Raw genomic sequence first — 15,378 nt, forward strand, 5'->3', positions numbered from 1 at the left:
TATTGGTAAAATGGGTTGTATGACCAACATTCCTGCATCACGTCACGATGAAGCAACTAAAGCGCTCGGTAGGCGTGAGCTCAACCGCATGGCCACAACCGAGAAGATTGTGAACGCATGCCTCGATCTCGGCGAGGAAATCGAATGGGAAGACGTCACTGTCGATGCGGTCGCTGAGCGGGCAGGGATTTCCCACCGGACGTTCTTCAACTACTTCAGCTCACTGGCTGAAGCGGTGCACTATCCGCTGACGGTAATGATTCAGGATGCTCCTAGACGAATCACCGACACGAACGGCGGTTCTGCCGATCCCGCCGCCGACCCTGATTCTGCCCCGGCGTCTGAAGACCAGCACATCGAGGCCGGAGAACCGCTTGACTACGCGCAAGCGCTCGCTGCTTCGATACGGCTTGAACTGCTGATCCCTGCAACCCGCACACTCTTGCTGACTCGCGCATCCGCTAAGCTTCGCGCCGAATCGTTGCGCACATGGGAAAACAGCGTCACCCAGCTCCTCAAGCCAACTCAGCATCTTTCACCGAAAGCGCGGCTCGTGGCCGAGGTTCACGTCAGAGCCGCGGTGGCCGCCGCTCAAGTGGCCTTCGAACACTGGGCTGCGGCACTTTCCCACAGCCCCACCAAGGCAGACGTCGAGGCGTTGCGTCGCGACATCGGCCGGGCAGTCTCACTGGTCTCACCCACAGACATGTTGCCCACATCGAACACTGACACCACCCACCTCACGTGGCCGGACTGGCTCTCCAGCGATGAACGCGAAGAAATCTATGAGGCGTTCAAAGTGGGAGGAACCGGCAACCCGGCGGCACCGAACGCATCAAAGCAAACGTGCCGCAACGCGTAACCCAACTCGTTTCTTTAAGCCCCAACCTCTGCGAGGACTCACGGAAATATGGCACATAAGCTCTACCAACTAGCCAAGCTAGCTGCACGTCGGCCTTGGGCATTCATCGTGTCCTGGTTAGTGATCATTGGTCTCCTGGGAGGTTCAGCGGCTCTTTTCATGGGCAAGCTGACCAACCAGTTCTCGATCCCAGGAACTGAAACCCAGAAGACCCTCGATCAAGTAAAAGGGGTCTTCCCTGACTTCAGCGGCGGCACCGGCTCGGTCGTTTTTGCTACCGAGAACGGCGAAAAGTTCACGTCTGAACAGAAAAAGAAGATCGACTCGATCCTCTCTGGCCTCGAAGACGACAAGACTGTGCTCTCCGCGGTCAACCCGTTCAAGAGCCAGGAAGAGCTCTCAAAGGCAGGCGAGAAGATCGCCGAAGGCAAGAAAGAGCTCGAGAAGAACGAGAAGAAACTAGCCGACGGCCAGAAGCAACTGGACGGCGCGAAGAAACAGCTCGAAGACGGCCAGAAGGAACTCGATGACGGCAAGAAGCAGCTCGAAGACGGCCTGAAGCAGGCTGAAGAGGCCGCGCAACAGCTCGAAGCGGCTGGCATGACCCAGAGCCCGGAGTACATGCAGGCGCAGGGAACCATCCAGGCGCTCAAGCAGCAAGAGGCTGGCTTGAAGGCCAAGCAAGCGGAACTCGATGCGGGCCGCGCTGAGATCGACGCTAAGCAGAAAGAACTCGATGACGGCAAGAAGCAACTCGAAGACGGCCGGGCGGAGCTAGCTCAGGGCCAGCGGCAAGCGGAATCCGCGGAAGGCATGAAGTTCGTCTCTGATGACGGCGCGACCGCGATCTCTCACATGCAGTTCGAAGGCCAGGCGGAAGCCATGGAGTCCGAGAAGCGCGATCACCTGCTGAGCGAGCTTCACAGCGTCGAAAGCCTGGGAGTTGAGGTTTACCCGTCTACCGAAATCTCCTCCGACCTGAACAGCATCTTCGGCATCGGAGAGGTCATCGGCCTCGTTATTGCAGGCCTTGTGCTGCTCATCATGATGGGCACGTTCGTGGGTGCCGGGCTGCCGCTTCTGCAAGCAGTCCTGGGTGTGGGCGCTGGTGTCGCGGGTACCCTCGCATTCTCTTCAGTGCTGGATATGGCCTCGATTACCCCAGCCCTGGCTCTCATGCTGGGCTTGGCTGTGGGTATTGACTACACACTGTTCATCGTTCACCGCCACCGCCGCCAGCTGATGCAGGGCGTTGAGGTCAAGGAATCGATTGGCTTGGCGGTCGGTACCTCCGGTAGCGCTGTTGTATTCGCTGGCTTGACGGTTGTGATTGCGCTTGCCGCGTTGGTTGTTCCGGGCTTGCCGTTCCTTTCGATTCTGGGCTTGTCCGCTGCCGCGACGGTCGCGTTGGCTGTGTTGATCGCGATCACGCTGACCCCTGCGTTGCTTTCGTTGATCGGCACGCGGATCGTTTCGAAGCGTGCACAGAGGGCTTTCGATGCTAAGCAAGAGAAACAGCAGGCTCGTGCAGCAGCCGCTGGCGCTGAGGATGCTAAAGACCACGGCAACCACACTGGGTGGGCTCGTTTCACTACCGGCAAGCCGTGGATCGCGGCACTTGCTGGCGTGCTGTTGCTCGGGATTATTGCGATCCCAGCTACCAAGCTCACGACTGCGTTGCCTGACGGCGCCCAAGAGCCGTATGGCTCGGATGCACAGGTTGCGTACACGAAGATTTCTGACGATTTCGGCGCTGGTTTCAACGGTCCTATCCTCGGTCTCGTGACTCTGCCGGAGGGGGCATCTGAAGTTGAGGCGCAGAAGTCTCTATACGAAGCCGCTGAGAAGGTCCGCAAGTTCGATGGTGTGATCGCTGCTGCCCCAACCCAGCAGAGTGATGACAACCGTTACGGCTTGCTCCAGATCATCCCAACTACTGGCCCTGCCGATAAGAAGACCGTTGAACTGGTCGACCAGATCCGTGCGGCCGAACCTGAGATTGAAAACGCTACGGGCGCGAAGCTCGCGTTGACTGGTCAGGTGACCGCGATGATCGACGTGTCCGAAAAGATGGCGGAAGCTCTGCCGCCATATCTCGTGATTGTGGTGGGCTTGTCGCTCGTGCTGTTGCTGCTCGTGTTCCGCTCAATCGTTGTGCCGCTGGTCGCAACGCTCGGCTTCCTGCTTTCGCTCGCAGCCGCGTTCGGTGCAACCGTTGCGGTGTATCAGTTGGGTTGGCTCGGTGAACTGTTCGGCGTCCATACGCCTGGCCCGATCATGTCCTTCCTGCCAATCCTGTTGACCGGTATCTTGTTCGGTCTGGCGATGGACTACCAGATGTTCCTCGTGACCGCGATGCGCGAGGCATTCGTGCACGGCGCCTCACCTCGCGCAGCAGTCCGCAAGGGTATGAAGTCGGCAGCCCCAGTTGTGGTGGCCGCGGCGCTCATCATGATCTCCGTGTTCGCAGGCTTCATCTTCTCCGAACTCGCGATGATCCGTCCGATCGGTTTCGCGCTGGCATTCGGTGTGCTGTTCGACGCGTTCGTGGTCCGGTTGACCATCACCCCGGCAATCATGACGCTGCTCGGCAAGCACGCGTGGTTCATCCCACGCTGGCTCGACAAGGTCTTGCCGAACGTGGACGTTGAAGGTGAATCCCTCAGCGAAGAGATCGCGGCCGCCGAGCGCGCCGCCGGCGCGCGGTAGCCGCTAACGTAAGGGGTGGGGTTTCGTGCGAAACCCCACCCCGCATCGTTGTTTAGAACCCTATTCTTCACGTGGAGGTTCCGTGTCCACTCACCTTCGTGCCCTCGATCTTCCGGAAGGGCTGCTTGCTTTCGTAGGGAACCTGCGTTCCATGGACGCACCCACGTGGGCCGGCATTTCCACGTTGCGGCAGAACGTTTTCATCGTCGAACAGGAATGCAACTACGCAGACCAGGACCTCGACGACCTTGAGGACACCACGGAACACTTGTGGGTTGAAGACGGCGCCGGGGTCGTGTTCGCGACCCTGCGGATCATGAACGAAAAACCGAAAGGCACCGGCCTCGGCCTACCGCTGCTGGGAAATGCACAGGCCGGGAATGCGCAGAGCATCAACATCTTCAACCCTAGCGGCAACGCGTCGGGTAACAGCGCCGCGGGTTCCGCGCCGCAAACCAAACGCATCGGCCGAGTTGCGGTGCACAGCAAACGCCGCGGCCAGGGCATCGGGCGCACGCTCATGAAGACTGCGGTGGCGCGTTGCGGTAAGCGCCGCATCGTGCTCGACGCGCAATCCCACCTGGCTGACTGGTACACGCAGTTCGGTTTCGTGGTGGACGGCGACGAGTTCCTCGACGTAGGAATCGCGCACGTGCCGATGGTGCGCGAAGCACTCTAACTGCTGCGCCCGCGGCACTGTAACTGTACCGGTTGCAAGCGCGGCCCGGTAGCGGTCGATGCGCTCGGGGCTGCGGTTGTCAATGGACGCAGTTCCGCGGCCGGCGAGCGCCCTGCGGATATACTCGGGCATATGGCTGAAACGACTTCCCCACTGAATGCTCCCTTGATTAAAGCGCGTGAAATCAGCACTGAAGAGCACCTTGAGTTCCTGGCGCAGCACCCTGATGCGAGCTTCATGCAGACCCCGGCCTGGGGTGGCGTGAAGTCTGATTGGGATCCGGTTTCGCTCGGTATTTACGCGGGCGAGAAGCTCGTTGGCTCTGCGTTGGTTCTTTTGCGCTGGGCGCCGGTCATCAAGCGTTGCCTCGCTTATGTGCCGATGGGACCAGTGATCGATTGGTCTGAATACCCTGCGGACGCAGTGGTCGATGCGCTGGTTGAGGACGTGAAGCGGCGCGGCGCGTTCGCGTTGCGTTTCGGCCCGAACGTCAAACTAAAGCGGTGGGCTTCCGCTGGTGTCCGGAAGGTTCAGGGCGCCGGAACTATGCAGACCCTCGATGAGCTTGAGCCCACCGAAACATACGAGCTGGGTGCCCAGCTCACTGATGCTTTCCGTGCCCGCGGCGCTCGCCCGCTCGGTGGCGGCTTGGATTTCGAAGCCGGCCAGCCCGCATGCCTCGCACTGGTTCCGCTCGTGGATGACCAGGGGAACCAGCTGGATCTGGAGGGCGCGCTGAAATCGTTTTCATCCGGTGACCGCCGCAATGCTCGCAAGGCGCGGCGCGTTGGCTTTGTGGTGCATGAGAATCCCGACAATGTCTTCGCTCGCTTCAGCGCACTGATGGATGCAACCGGTAAGCGGCAGGATTTCAGGCCTCGCCCAGCGTCATATTATGAGACCCTCTACAAAGAACTGAACGATCAAGAACCGGGTTCTTGCCGCATCTTTATTGCGTCCGCCCCGGACGACGAGAACCACGACCTCGCCGCCGTGATGCTGGTGATGCGAGGCAATCAGGCTTGGTATCCATACGGCGGTTCGGTTCAAGACCGTACCTACTCGGGTGCCCCTCGCTTGCTACAGACCGTGATGATTGAGGCTGCGATTGAGCGCGGCTGCGTTGTGTTGGATCAAGGTGGCGTCACCTCAACCCTGCAGATGGGCGGAGAGCACGCGGGCGGTTTGACGCACTTCAAGACCGGCCTCGGCGCGGATATTTTCCGGATGGTCGGCGAGTGGGAGATCGCGATCAGCAAACCGATCACGTGGGCGTTCAATAAATACATGGACATCCGTTCCAAGTAGCGCTCAAGCGTACGCACCCGCCCCTCAGCCATCGAACTTCCAAGGAGGCACCCTGTGACGACCGTGAGCCCCAACCAGCCTTTTGTCCCCGTTTTGTATGGCGGCGACATGGGTACGTACGCGATGGCGCGGGCGTTCCACGAGAACTACGGCGTCACGTCGGTCATCGTGACGGGCGAGTCGAACGGCGCGATCAGCAATTCCACCATCGTGGACCTGCGGCCGGCAGGAACCATGACGGACGAGGACCGCGTGATCCAGTTCTTGCTCGAACAGGGGCGGGAGCTTGCGGGGCCAAGGCGCCGACCACTGTTGCTTCTAGGGTCGATGGACCTCCACATCGGGCAGTTGGTGCGCAACCGTGAGGCGCTCGAGGAGTTCTATACCCTCCCCTACCCTGACGAGCGCACCATCGCGGCGGCCGCGAATAAAGCTGAATTTTATGCGGCGTGCGAGAAGTTGGGGATCCCGCACCCGCGCACTGTGGTGGTTGATCCGGGCAAGGCTGCAGGCGGGAACGCGGAAGCCGCGGTCCCGGGTGAGCTGCCTGAGTTCCCGCTGATCGGTAAGCCGGCTGATTCCGCGGCGTGGGTCAACGCCCGGTTTGAAGGCAAGCAGAAGGTTTTCCGTTTCACGGACCGCGATGCGGTGGTCACGATGGTGGGCCGCATGGCTGAGGCCGGATACACGCAGCCGTTCATCCTGCAGGAAATGATTCCTGGCGGCGACGAGAACATGCGGTTGTGCTCGATGTACGGTGCTAAGGATGGTTCTGGGACGCTGTATGTTGCCAACGCGAATGTGGTGGTTGAGGAGCATTCCCCGATTGTTGAGGGGAACTCGGCGGGCATCGTCACCGTTGACAATCCGGATATTGTGCCGTCCGTCAAGGCCTTGGTTGAGCATTTCGGCTGGACCGGCTGGGCGATGGTGGATGCCAAGTTGGATCCGCGCGATGGCGTGGTCAAGCTGTTCGAAATGAACCCGCGTTTGGGCCGGAACCACTATTACATGCAGGCGGCGGGGCTCGCGGCTTCGCGCGTGTATGTTCAGCAGTGGCTGGATGCCGGTGAGTTCGGGCTTTCCGATGGCAGCCCGGTTGTGTCCGATGCGGATTCCCGCGTGGACGGCGAAACCCGCGTGTTGACGCGCGAACACTTGTACACGGTGCTTCCGTTGTGGCTTTTGAAGAAGTACGCGAAAGGCGCCTCTGGCGAGCAGGCGAAGGCGCTCATCAAGGCTCGCAAGGTCACGAATCCGCTGTTCTATAAGGTTGAGCGCAGCCCCCGCCGGTGGCTGTATATCGCGATGGCGATGGTCAACTACGTCAAGAAGTTCCGCGACTTCCCGCCTGTTTAAGTGGCGCATGCTGCGCCGGCGGCGTTCGGTTGTGGCTCTGGCGGCGTCCGGTTGTAGTCCGTCCGCTAAGGCTCTGATGTGATCCGCTCTGCGTGGACCTCATCACAGTCCCTAGATACCCCTAGGGAGTATGGGTATAGTGAGGGTCATGACTGATTCGACTGGCTCCACGCATCACGATCCGCACGCGGGTCACGGCTACACCCAAGACAAGACGGCGTTGCTGAACCGGTTGCGCCGCATCGAAGGGCAAGTCCGCGGAATCTCGCGCATGGTCGAGGAGAACACGTACTGCCTCGACATCCTCACCCAGGTCGCGTCAGTGAACTCGGCCATCCATAAGGTTTCGCTCGAGCTCATCCGGGACCACATCAACCACTGCGTGGTCGATGCCGCGCAGAAGTCCCTAGACACAGGCGACGCCACGATCGTCCAGAACAAGGTCGACGAGATCACCGCCGCCGTCGGCCGCCTCCTGCGCTAACTCAACACTTTTCCCAACACTTCCCTCCAACTGAAGGAGACCCCAATGTCTGTAACCCTGAACGTTTCCGGCATGACCTGCCACCACTGCGTCTCGTCTGTCAAAGAAGAACTCGGCGAGATCGACGGCGTCACCAACATCGACGTCGCGCTCAACACCGGCGGTACATCCGTCGTGACATTCGACGCCAGCGCTTCCGTGACCGACCAGCAGCTCCGCGACGCAATCGACGAGGCCGGCTACGACATCACGGAGGTGACCCGCGCGTGAGTGAAACGCAGCGTGCAGTTACCCTCGACATCGATGGAATGACGTGCGCGTCCTGCGTCAACCGGATTGAACGGAAGCTCGGGAAGCTTCCCGGCGTGAGCGCGAGTGTCAACCTCCCGCTTGAAACGGCACGCGTCACCGTGCCCGAGGACATCGAGGACAACGAGCTCATTGAGGTCATCCGGAAGGCAGGCTACGACGCGCGCGTCCACGCCCCCAAGAAAGCACCAGCGGCAGCTTCTTCCGTCCCGGCAGCTGACCCGGTGGCTGACCCGGCGCTGACCGGCTCGGAACATAGTGAACCTGAGCGCCCTGACCCAGCCCTCGAATACGGTTCGTCCGCGGGATACCGGGTTCCGCTGTTCAAACGCTTCCTCATCGCGGGGACCCTGACCGCTCCGGTGCTTGTGATCTCGATGATCCCGGGGCTTCAGTTCCCGCATTGGGGCTGGGTTGCCGGCTTGTTTTCCTTGCCGGTGGCTACCTGGGCCGCGTGGCCGTTCCATAAGGCTGCGGCGATCAACGCACGCCACGGGGCGTCTACGATGGACACGCTTGTGTCCATCGGCGTGACTGTGGCCACGATCTATTCCTGGGTTCAGTTACTGCGTGACCCGGCGATGACCGCTCACGCGCGCCTCGGCGACACGCATGCGATGCACGGGCACGACCTGTACTTCGAATCTGCCGCCGTCATCGTCACGTTCCTCCTTTTGGGCCGATGGCTTGAAGCTCGCGCCCGCCACGGCGCTGCCGACGCGACCCGCGCTTTGCTTGAGCTGGGCGCGAGCCACGCAACTGTTGTTGATTCCGACGGCGGCCACCGCGAGGTCGCAGCCGAGGACCTCGCCGTGGGCGACGTTATTCTGGTGCGCCCGGGGGAGAAGATCGCGGCGGATGGTGTGGTGCTCGAAGGTCATTCCGATGTGGATGCCTCGGTGATCACGGGTGAATCCGTTCCGGTGCCGGTCGCTCCAGGCGTGGAGGTCACCGGCGCGACCATCAACACGTCCGGGCGCCTCTTGGTGCGTGTGACCGCGGCGGGCGAGGATTCAACACTGGCTGCCATGGGGCGGCTGATTGCTCAAGCGCAGTCTGAGAAGACACCCCTTGTGCGTCTTGTGGACCGAATTTCCGGTGTTTTCGTTCCGGTTGTTTTAGCACTAGCGGTGCTCACGTTTGTGGGATGGTGGCTCATCGCCGGCGACCCTTCGGGTGGTTTCATCGCCGCCGTGACTGTTTTGGTGGTCGCGTGCCCGTGCGCGCTCGGGCTGGCGACGCCCGTCGCGCTCGTGGCGGGCACGGGCAACGGCGCGAGCCGCGGCATCCTCATCTCGGGACCAGCTGTTCTTGAGGAAGCGCGGCACCTCGACGCCGTAGTGCTTGATAAGACGGGGACCATCACCGAAGGTCGCATGACGCTCACGGCCACGCACCTACTTCCAGCCGCTAGCGCTGCCGGCTCCCCTGCCGCAGCCGCGGACATCAGCGCCGACACCGCGCTGGCTCTTGCCGCCGCACTCGAGCGGAACTCGGAGCACCCCATCGCCCGCGCCATCGTCGACGCCGCGGATGCATCAACCGCCGCGCGCAACAGCACCCGGCCTACGGTTGAGGACTTCGCGTCCCACGCCGGAAGCGGGGTGAGCGGTGTAGTTGACGGTCAAGACGTCGCGGTGGGAACGCTGGATTTGCTCGCCGAGCGTGGCATGGCAGTCACTGACGCTGACCGCGCTGAGCTTGCGCGGCTTGAACGCGAGGGCATGACGGTGGTCGCACTCGGCGTCGAGAGCAATGCGATTGCGCTACTGAGTGTGAGTGATCAGGTCAAGCCAGATTCCGCGGACGCTATCGCGCGGCTCACCTCGATGGGTGTGACGCCGTGGATGGTCACGGGTGATAACCGAGAGGTTGCGCTTGCGGTTGCTCGCGAGGTTGGTATCCCGGAAACGCACGTGATGGCTGGCGTGAAGCCTGAAGGCAAGGTCGATGCGATCCGCCGTTTGCAGGCGGAAGGCAAGAAGGTAGCGATGGTCGGCGATGGCGTCAACGACGCGCCGGCCTTGATGACCTCAGACCTTGGGTTAGCGATGGGTGCGGGCACCGATGTTGCGCGCGTGGCCGCGGGGGTGACTCTGATGGGGTCGTCGCTGGGGCAGGCCGCGGACGCGATCGAGCTGTCGCGTCAAACGCTGCGCATCATCCGGCAGAACATTTTCTGGGCGTTCTTCTATAACGTTGCTGCGCTCCCGGTGGCAGTCATGGGGCTGCTGAACCCGATGATCGCCGGCATCGCGATGGCCGCTAGCTCGGTGATCGTGGTGTTGAATGCGTTGCGCTTGCGTCGCTTCGGCCAGCGTCACGGCGGTTAACCTCCCCTGGCGCACGTAAGGGTCGCATCACGATGTGAGAAGATACCAACCGTGAAAGCTCATGAGTTGGTAATGCAGTGGGTGACCGACGAACTTTCGGCGGGCCGCCTCAGCATTGGCGACCATTTGCCCAGCGAACGGGCGCTGGCTGAAACGCTTAAGGTTTCTCGCGGTTCCATCCGCGAAGCGCTGCGTGTTCTGGAGGCCTTGGGTTCTATCCGGAGTTCGACGGGGTCGGGACCTCGCGCTGGAACCGTGATTACTGCGGCGCCTGAGCAGGCGCTTTCGCTCGCGCTGAACCTCCAGTTGGCTACGAGCCAGGTTGAGCACCCCCACGTGTTTGAGATGCGCCTCTTGCTTGAGGATTGGGCCGTGCGCAACGTTGGCCCCGAGAACGCTGACCCGCAGCATCCGGTATGGATGAAGGCCGAAAAGCTTCTGGACATGATGGATGATCCGGCTTTGCCTGTTGCCGACTTCCTGAACCTGGACGCCCAGTTCCACGTTGCGCTGTCTCATGCGGCGAATAACCCGCTCGCCTCAACGCTCATGGATGCGATGCGTACCGCGATCGAAGACCACACGGTTGAGCGCGCCCAAGCTCTCCCCGACTGGGAGGCGACGTCCAAGCGTCTGCGTAGCGAGCATCGTGCGATCCTGGATGCCGCACGCCATGGCCAGGCTGACACGGCCGCGGATCTGCTGAAGGAACACATCCGCGGCTACTACGCCGAAACCTCGGCCTGAGCCTGACTCCGGACGCTACCGCGGCCGTCTTTGCCCGGCCCACAGAAATCCACCCCTTGCGCAAGTGTGATAAACCTCATATTGTATGTGGTTAGACCACATGGTCTGACCACACATAGTCTTGACATTGGCCCCAGAAAACGGCCCCTAGATTCAGGAGTAGCTTTGAAGCCTTCAACGCATCAGAACTCCGCCGCAACCAACCCGGCAGCAACTGCCACGAGCGCAGGCTCGGGCAGCAACGCCGGCGCAGGCTCCAAAGCCAGCAGACCACAAGAGAAACAGCCCCTCAACTACCGGGTTCTGCTCGGAAGCCTCAGCGGCTCCGTCATCGAATGGTTCGACTTCCTGATCTACGGAACCGTCGCGGCCCTTGTCTTCAACAAGATCTACTTCCCTAGCGACAACGCGTTCATGGCCACCTTCCTGGCCTACGTATCGTTCTCGTTGACTTTCTTCTTCCGCCCGCTCGGCGGCGTGATCTTCTCCCACATCGGCGACCGCATCGGCCGTAAGAAGACCCTGTTCATCACCCTGTGCCTCATGGGTGGCGGAACCGTGGCGATCGGTTTGCTGCCGGATTATTCGATGATCGGGCTGTGGGCGCCGATCCTGCTGTGCCTGTTCCGTATTCTGCAGGGCCTGGGCATCGGCGGCGAATGGGGCGGCGCACTGCTGCTCGCCTACGAATACGCGCCACGCAACCGCCGCGGCCTCTACGGCGCGGTGCCTCAGATGGGTATCTCGCTCGGTATGCTTCTCGCTTCCGCTGTGGTTGCGCTGCTGACCCTCATGCCAGAAGACCAGTTCATGCTGTGGGGCTGGCGCATCCCATTCGTTGCATCCATCGTGCTCGTGTTGATTGGCCTGTGGATTCGTAACGGCCTTGACGACACCCCTGAGTTCCGCCGCATGCGTGAACAGGGCAAGCAGCTCAAGCTTCCGATCAAGGAAGTTGTCACCAAGCACTGGGGTGCAGTCCTGGTTTCGATCGCCGCGAAGGCCGCTGAAACCGGTCCGTTCTACATCTTCGGAACCTACATCGTCGCGTACGCAACCAACATTCTCGGCGCCCGCAACAACATGGTTCTGCTCGCGGTAGCTGCCGCCGCGTTCGTCGCGACCATCTGGATGCCGGTGTTCGGCGCGATCTCCGACCGCATGAACCGCGGAGCCCTCTACCGCGCGTGCGCCATGACCACCATCGTGCTCGTGTTCCCGTACTACTGGATCCTCAACACCGGCGAGACGTGGGCGCTGTTCGCCGCGACCATCCTCGGCTTCGGTATCCTCTGGGGCTCCGTCAACGCAATCTTGGGCACCCTGATTGCTGAAAACTTCGCACCACAGGTCCGCTACACCGGCGCATCGCTCGGCTACCAGCTGGGTGCCGCGATCTTCGGCGGTACCGCGCCACTCATCGCTGTCTGGCTGTTCGAAATCTCGGGCGGCCAGTGGTGGCCAATCGCGTGCTACGTCATCTTCTGCTGCTTGATCTCCGTGATCGCAAGCTTCTTCATCCATCGCGTGGCCTACATCGAAGATGAGATCCTGGAAAACGAGGCCGCTGACGCTGCGCCTGCTGCGGCCGCTACCGCATCGTAAACCTGACCATTACCCGAGCGACACGTACTTACCTGCCGCATTGATTCAGAGAAAGGAAGAGCGTTGATTCGCCGTCAGCTCCCCAATCCGGTCGAGATTTTTGATCTTCTGAAGTTCAAGAAGCCCGAGCTTAACCCTAAGAAGCGCCGCCTCAGCAACGCGCTGACCGTGAGCGACCTGCGGAAGATCGCTAAGCGCCGCACCCCGGCCGCCGCATTCGACTACACCGATGGTGGCGCTGAGGAAGAGATCAGTATGCACCGCGCTGAGCAGGCGTTCCGGGACGTGGAATTCCATCCGGACATCCTCAAACCAGCTGAACATGTTGACACCTCGGTGGAGATCCTCGGTGGCAGCTCCGCACTTCCATTCGGTATTGCACCAACCGGTTTCACCCGCCTGATGCAGACCGAAGGCGAGCACGCTGGTGCAGCCGCCGCTGGTGCCGCTGGTATTCCGTTTACGCTTTCGACGCTGGGTACGGCTTCGATTGAGGACGTCAAGAAGGCGAACCCTCACGGCCGTAACTGGTTCCAGCTCTATGTGATGCGGGACCGTGAAATCTCGTACGGCTTGGTTGAGCGCGCCGCTAGGGCCGGGTTCGACACTCTCATGTTCACGGTCGACACCCCGATTGCTGGTCACCGTTTGCGTGACTCCCGTAACGGCTTCTCGATCCCGCCGCAGATCAGTTTGGGGACCGTGTTGAACGCGATCCCTCGCCCGTGGTGGTGGATCGACTTCCTGACCACCCCTAAGCTCGAGTTCGCTTCGCTGTCGTCGACTGGCGGCACCGTGGGTGAGCTGTTGAACTCTGCGATGGACCCGACCATTTCCTACGAGGACCTCAAGGTTATTCGTGAAATGTGGCCAGGCAAGATTGTGGTCAAGGGCGTTCAGACGGTTGAGGATTCCCACCGCCTGCTGGACCACGGTGTGGATGGCCTGGTTCTGTCTAACCACGGTGGCCGTCAGCTGGACCGCGCACCGGTTCCGTTCCAGTTGCTGCCGAAGGTTGTGCGTGAGGTCGGCAAGGATGCGACCGTCATGATCGACACCGGTATCCGCACTGGTGCCGACATCGTGGCGTCGATGGCTTTGGGCGCTAAGTTCACCCTGATCGGCCGCGCTTACCTCTACGGCCTGATGGCTGGTGGCCGCGAGGGTGTTGACCGCACCATCGAGATTCTGCGCACCGAGGTTGAGCGCACCATGACGCTGCTGGGCGTTTCTTCGGTTGAGGAGCTCGAGCCTCGCCACGTGACCCAGCTTCAGCGCCTGGCACCTGTCAAGAACGATGCGGTGGAGGCCGCCGAGGGCTTGCTCTGAAACTAAGGAGCTAGCTGCGGCGAGCTGATTCAGCAGCACAGCTCCAGCTAGGAACGACTCGGGGCGGGACACCGGTTGGTGTCCCGCCCCGACTCGTTCCACCCAGGACGTGTCTCCCATTAAGCGTTCTCAAGGGCGTAGGATATTGCGATGTGGCCGCGTTGAGAGAGTTGAGTCCCGAGCGGGACCGCGATGTTGAGGCCCTTCAATCACTTTTGGAGTCCGCTCCGGACTACTCCCGCCGTATCACGGGCAGCGCCCCTGGACCATCGGACGGCCATGACGTGCTTGAGGCTCTTCCTCGAGGCCTTGACCCTCGGTGCAAGCTCGACCTTGGCCTGTGGAGCGAAGACTCTGGCCGGCTCCTCGGGTTCGCGGATGTTCTTCATGGATGGCCTCGATCTCGTGTCGCTCACGTCGGCCTCCTGGTGGTGCATGGCGCGCATCGCGGACGAGGTATCGGCAGACAGCTGCACGACGGTGTCGTGGAGCGAGCCGTGCAGTGGGGTGAAGCGCCCTGGGTTTAGTGGAGACTCAGCTCATTTGATTTCTACCAGTTCTTTGGCGCTGGTAACCCCAGCATAGGACTTTTCTTCATGCTCGAGCGGAGGCACATCCCCGAGGTAGCCGTGCAGCCGCTGCGTGTTGTGCCAGTGCACCCATCCCAATGTCGCGAGTTCGAGATCATCGATCGTTTTCCACGGCCCCGACTTCGCTGGCCCGCGCACCAACTCGGCCTTGTCGTAGCCGTTCACCGTCTCAGCGAGAGCATTGTCATAGCTGTCGCCAACGGTCCCGATCGAGGGCGTCGCCCCGATTTCGGCAAGACGCTCACCGTAACGAATGGACGTGAATTGACTGCCCGCATCGCTATGGCAGCGCAGGTCTGGGAGGTGCCTGCCGCGTGACCAGCGGGCCATCTCGATCGCGTCGAGCACCGTCTCGGTCTTCATGCTCGATGCACATCGCCAGCCCACAATCATGCGGCTGAACGCGTCGATGATGAAGCAGAGGTAAGCGACTCCCTGCCAGGTGGGCACGAACGTCAGATCTGTCACCCACAACTGGTTTGGCGCATCCGCCCTGAATACCCGGTTCACGAGGTCGGGATGCCTCGGCATCCTCGGGTCAGACTTCGTGGTCTTGACCCGTTTCTCGCGCCGCACCCCTTCAATCTGAAGGATTTTCATCAGTCTCGCGACTTGGTCACGACCGATATCGATACCCGATCGCTGGGCTGCTTTCCAGCAGCTTACGCACCCCATAGACCGAGTAGTTTGATTCCCAGAGCTCGAGTAGCCGCGGCGCGACCTCCGCGTCCCTGATCTGCCGGGCTGATACCGGCCTGCCGTTCGCGGCGTAATACGTAGACTTTCAAGATTTCATTCGCGCGCTTGAGTTCACGCACCTCTTGTTCAAGTTCTCGCATACGTGTCTGCTCGTCGGTCCTCACCCCAGCTTTCACACCGTCATCGATGCCAGCTTGAGGCACCCAGGGCGCACTGACTCAACACCATAACCGAGTTGCTCAGCCACCCGCGAGGTCGTTCCTTGGCTCGTACCGAGCTCGGCGCGGAGCGTTCACACCATCCGGACCGCCGCAGCCTTCTCCTCAGTGGAATAGCGGCGTCCCTTGTTCTTGTGTTGGACCATG

At 61.2% G+C, this 15,378-nt stretch carries 12 protein-coding genes and 1 pseudogene; 12 read left to right on the forward strand and 1 reads right to left on the reverse strand.

All coding sequences use genetic code 11. The annotated features are described in order from the left end of the window. Window positions 1-19 precede the first annotated feature (19 nt). From JOD50_RS03485 to JOD50_RS03540, 12 genes are all read left to right on the forward strand, one after another. Complete coding sequence (locus tag JOD50_RS03485) at window positions 20-862, forward strand: TetR/AcrR family transcriptional regulator (protein ID WP_204880415.1); 843 nt, start codon at window positions 20-22, stop codon at window positions 860-862. Between the two features lie 159 nt (window positions 863-1,021). After that, window positions 1,022-3,571, forward strand: a complete 2,550-nt coding sequence (locus JOD50_RS03490) for an MMPL family transporter (RefSeq protein WP_239541513.1) — start codon at window positions 1,022-1,024, stop codon at window positions 3,569-3,571. Between the two features lie 82 nt (window positions 3,572-3,653). Beyond that, window positions 3,654-4,250 (forward strand): GNAT family N-acetyltransferase, encoded by a 597-nt coding sequence (locus JOD50_RS03495; RefSeq protein WP_204880417.1) that lies wholly within the window; start codon window positions 3,654-3,656, stop codon window positions 4,248-4,250. Window positions 4,251-4,382: 132 nt separating this feature from the next. Then, on the forward strand, window positions 4,383-5,558 hold the full coding sequence (locus JOD50_RS03500) for a lipid II:glycine glycyltransferase FemX (RefSeq protein ID WP_204880418.1): 1,176 nt from the start codon (window positions 4,383-4,385) through the stop codon (window positions 5,556-5,558). Between the two features lie 54 nt (window positions 5,559-5,612). Further along, window positions 5,613-6,917, forward strand: a complete 1,305-nt coding sequence (locus JOD50_RS03505; protein ID WP_338051992.1) for a carboxylate--amine ligase — start codon at window positions 5,613-5,615, stop codon at window positions 6,915-6,917. A 148-nt stretch (window positions 6,918-7,065) separates the two neighbouring features. Next, window positions 7,066-7,401, forward strand: a complete 336-nt coding sequence (locus tag JOD50_RS03510; RefSeq protein ID WP_239541514.1) for a metal-sensitive transcriptional regulator — start codon at window positions 7,066-7,068, stop codon at window positions 7,399-7,401. Window positions 7,402-7,446: 45 nt separating this feature from the next. After that, entirely contained in the window at window positions 7,447-7,671 is a 225-nt protein-coding gene (locus JOD50_RS03515; RefSeq protein ID WP_204880420.1) for a heavy-metal-associated domain-containing protein, read from the forward strand. Continuing rightward, complete coding sequence (locus JOD50_RS03520) at window positions 7,668-10,043, forward strand: heavy metal translocating P-type ATPase (RefSeq protein WP_338051993.1); 2,376 nt, start codon at window positions 7,668-7,670, stop codon at window positions 10,041-10,043. Before JOD50_RS03515 ends, JOD50_RS03520 begins: the two co-directional genes overlap by 4 nt. Window positions 10,044-10,115: 72 nt before the next feature. Then, window positions 10,116-10,790, forward strand: a complete 675-nt coding sequence (locus JOD50_RS03525) for a FadR/GntR family transcriptional regulator (protein WP_204880421.1) — start codon at window positions 10,116-10,118, stop codon at window positions 10,788-10,790. Window positions 10,791-10,955: 165 nt separating this feature from the next. After that, entirely contained in the window at window positions 10,956-12,395 is a 1,440-nt protein-coding gene (locus tag JOD50_RS03530; protein WP_204880422.1) for an MFS transporter, read from the forward strand. A gap of 63 nt (window positions 12,396-12,458) precedes the next feature. Then, window positions 12,459-13,724 carry an alpha-hydroxy acid oxidase gene (locus JOD50_RS03535; RefSeq protein WP_204880423.1) on the forward strand — a complete coding sequence of 422 codons (1,266 nt, stop codon included), beginning with the start codon at window positions 12,459-12,461 and terminating at the stop codon, window positions 13,722-13,724. 152 nt (window positions 13,725-13,876) lie between these two features. Further along, window positions 13,877-14,251: a GNAT family N-acetyltransferase gene (locus JOD50_RS03540; RefSeq protein WP_204880424.1), complete on the forward strand. Its 375-nt coding sequence runs from the start codon at window positions 13,877-13,879 to the stop codon at window positions 14,249-14,251. A 12-nt stretch (window positions 14,252-14,263) separates the two neighbouring features. Here the strand turns inward: JOD50_RS03540 and JOD50_RS03545 are convergent. Then, window positions 14,264-15,377, reverse strand: a pseudogene (locus JOD50_RS03545) (IS3 family transposase). Between the last annotated feature and the right edge of the window lies 1 nt (window position 15,378).

The sequence above is a fragment of the Pseudoglutamicibacter cumminsii genome, from assembly GCF_016907775.1.
GTDB lineage: Bacteria > Actinomycetota > Actinomycetes > Actinomycetales > Micrococcaceae > Pseudoglutamicibacter > Pseudoglutamicibacter cumminsii.

Excerpts from the sequence above, each read along its gene's own strand:
- JOD50_RS03510 (WP_239541514.1), top strand. The coding sequence starts at position 7,066 with ATGACTGATTCGACTGGCTCCACGCATCACGATCCGCACGCGGGTCAC.
- JOD50_RS03515 (WP_204880420.1), top strand. The coding sequence starts at position 7,447 with ATGTCTGTAACCCTGAACGTTTCCGGCATGACCTGCCACCACTGCGTC.
- JOD50_RS03500 (WP_204880418.1), top strand. The coding sequence starts at position 4,383 with ATGGCTGAAACGACTTCCCCACTGAATGCTCCCTTGATTAAAGCGCGT.
- JOD50_RS03525 (WP_204880421.1), top strand. The coding sequence starts at position 10,116 with ATGCAGTGGGTGACCGACGAACTTTCGGCGGGCCGCCTCAGCATTGGC.
- JOD50_RS03490 (WP_239541513.1), top strand. The coding sequence starts at position 1,022 with ATGGGCAAGCTGACCAACCAGTTCTCGATCCCAGGAACTGAAACCCAG.
- JOD50_RS03485 (WP_204880415.1), top strand. The coding sequence starts at position 20 with ATGACCAACATTCCTGCATCACGTCACGATGAAGCAACTAAAGCGCTC.